General features: G+C 39.8%; 3 protein-coding genes. 1 reads left to right on the top strand and 2 read right to left on the bottom strand.

What is annotated here, in order from left to right; genetic code table 11:
• Nucleotides 1-20: 20 nt before the first annotated feature.
• Nucleotides 21-440, bottom strand: a complete 420-nt coding sequence (locus E1163_RS00820) for an IS1/IS1595 family N-terminal zinc-binding domain-containing protein (protein WP_155168629.1) — start codon at nucleotides 438-440, stop codon at nucleotides 21-23.
• Between the two features lie 788 nt (nucleotides 441-1,228).
• Between E1163_RS00820 and E1163_RS00815 the strand changes: the two genes are divergently transcribed.
• The gene (locus tag E1163_RS00815) at nucleotides 1,229-1,687 is read left to right on the top strand and encodes a hypothetical protein (RefSeq protein ID WP_155168628.1); all 459 of its coding nucleotides are present in this window, start codon (nucleotides 1,229-1,231) and stop codon (nucleotides 1,685-1,687) included.
• A 111-nt stretch (nucleotides 1,688-1,798) separates the two neighbouring features.
• Here E1163_RS00815 and E1163_RS00810 read toward each other — a convergent pair.
• The coding region (locus E1163_RS00810) for a T9SS type B sorting domain-containing protein (protein WP_155168627.1) at nucleotides 1,799-2,051 on the bottom strand (253 nt) is incomplete at its 5' end.

The raw sequence follows: 2,051 nt of genomic DNA, 5'->3' as shown, positions 1-2,051 counted from the left end.
AGTTTTGGTAACTACTATAGTTAATCTTTAAACCGCTCCCACTTGATCAGCATAAATTTATCTCCTAATTCAGTGATCAGCATGCCTGATCCGCCCATATTGGTGGGTTTTGAGATAAATTCCTGGAGTTCCTGATGGTTGAGTATCTGGTAGGTAGGCCTGTAGTCGTAGCGCTCCGGAGCTTTGATGTTGTACTTTCTGACCCAGTTCATCACGGAGACATGGCTTACCCCAAGCAGCCTCTCTATCTCCCGGAGACTTACCCCTTCGAGGTACAACTGCAATGCCTTGATGACATAGTAATCGTCAATTTTCTTCCCTAATTTATTTATTGTGAAGTAGTAGGAGCATTTTTTGCAATGAAAGCGCTGGCGATTGTTGACTACACCACTCTTGATGATCTTTTGTGATCCACATTTCGGACATTGCGGGATATGCATAACTATATCAAGTTAGCATAAATATATTTATTTAGCAAGAAATAGTTATTGAGAGGGCTTGTAGTCGCAGGAAAGGCACTTTGCTCTTCAATTTGTTTTCTGTCAGGAAGGGTGCAGAAGAGGTAAGCGGTGGTCGGTATTTGGCATTAGGTGATCGGTAAATAGTAATCTGTGAACTTGTAAAATGGCGAAAAACAGTAAACGGTGATTGGTGGGATAGTGAATTGTAAACAGAGAACGGTGAACAGTGAAGTGGTTTAATAGTCGATACTGTACCAACACTAATCCAGCCCTGAAAAGGGGCGCTATCTATCAGCAAAAGGTGTAGCCTTTTGCTAATTAATCTTGTAAGATCAAGCCCTGAAAGGGTGAAATTTCTTCAGCTTGGCGATATTACTTGCTGTCAGTACTACTGAACAGTTAAGCTTTACCGAACTTTCGGAAGTTTAGTAAAGCCGCTATTTAGTTCTGTTGGCAGCCCTTCTTCACCAGATCATTTAAACACTTACTCATGTCGTACGAACTTAAAGGTGGCTGTCTGGAGATGAGCCACCGGGCAGGGGGTGTGCTTGGTTGTTGGAGTAAACGGTGATCGGTGGGGTTAGTGAACAGTGAACAATTAACCAGCTTGCACTTCAAAACCTCCGAAAAACACCTGACTATGTGCATCTTATGAAAAAATCTACTATCTTTTATTTCATTATTGATCAGATGTCATTGATATCAGAATCTTTGTCAGAACTACCCGATCTGTTTTTAGCAGCTATAACATATGACCATATATAACTATGACAAAGAGAATTCTTTTTGCCGGACTCTTCGTGGGGTTATTGGACGGCGCCGCGGCATGCATCAACGCTTATGCTAGTTTAGGCGTATTGCCACAAGGTGTATTTAAATATATAGCCAGCGGACTTTTGGGCAAAGCAGCATTTGAAGCGGGCGTCTTCCCCATTATTCTTGGTATTGTTGTTCATTTCCTCATTGCAGTTACTGCCACTTATATCTTCTACCAGTTTTATAAACGATATGGTCAGGCTTTGCGGCCAATAGCATTATTTGGTGGTATCTACGGCATCTGGATCTGGATTTTCATGAACTATGTAGTAATCCCTCTATCACTGATAGGCACATACCCGAGCAATCTTTATCAAATAGTTACCGGCTTGTTGGTTCATATTTTTGTTATTGGTGTCCCTATGGCACTTTTGGTAAGTAAAGCTATTCGTAGTGCAGTTAATCGCTAAATATGTATGTACCAGGTTACCAAATATCTAACTCCGTATGCTATTAATTTATGAATTAACGCTCTGACCTATTAAAATAAAAGGCCTCACATATTAAGTTCAGCATATATATTATCTTGAAAGAGTAACCCATCCCTTATAAGAGTTGTCAAAAATTGAATTCCCTTTAACGCACTGAATATCAATTACCCAATAATATACCCCGGATGGAAATTCTTTTCCATGTAAACTTCCCTTCCAATAATCGTTGATACTATTTGTTTGGTAAATTTTTACTCCAGCTCTATTAAAAATCCTAAGATTAAACCTGCCAATATCTGAGGTCCCCCATATTTCAAATGTTTCATTAATGCCATCCCCATTT

Source organism: Fulvivirga kasyanovii, from assembly GCF_009711405.1.
GTDB classification, from domain to species: Bacteria; Bacteroidota; Bacteroidia; order Cytophagales; family Cyclobacteriaceae; genus Fulvivirga; species Fulvivirga kasyanovii.
This window is presented reverse-complemented; position numbering and strand designations above follow the sequence as displayed.

Bases quoted from the DNA above. Each gene is read 5' to 3' on its own strand.
- E1163_RS00820 (WP_155168629.1), bottom strand. From the start codon at position 440: ATGCATATCCCGCAATGTCCGAAATGTGGATCACAAAAGATCATCAAG.
- E1163_RS00815 (WP_155168628.1), top strand. From the start codon at position 1,229: ATGACAAAGAGAATTCTTTTTGCCGGACTCTTCGTGGGGTTATTGGAC.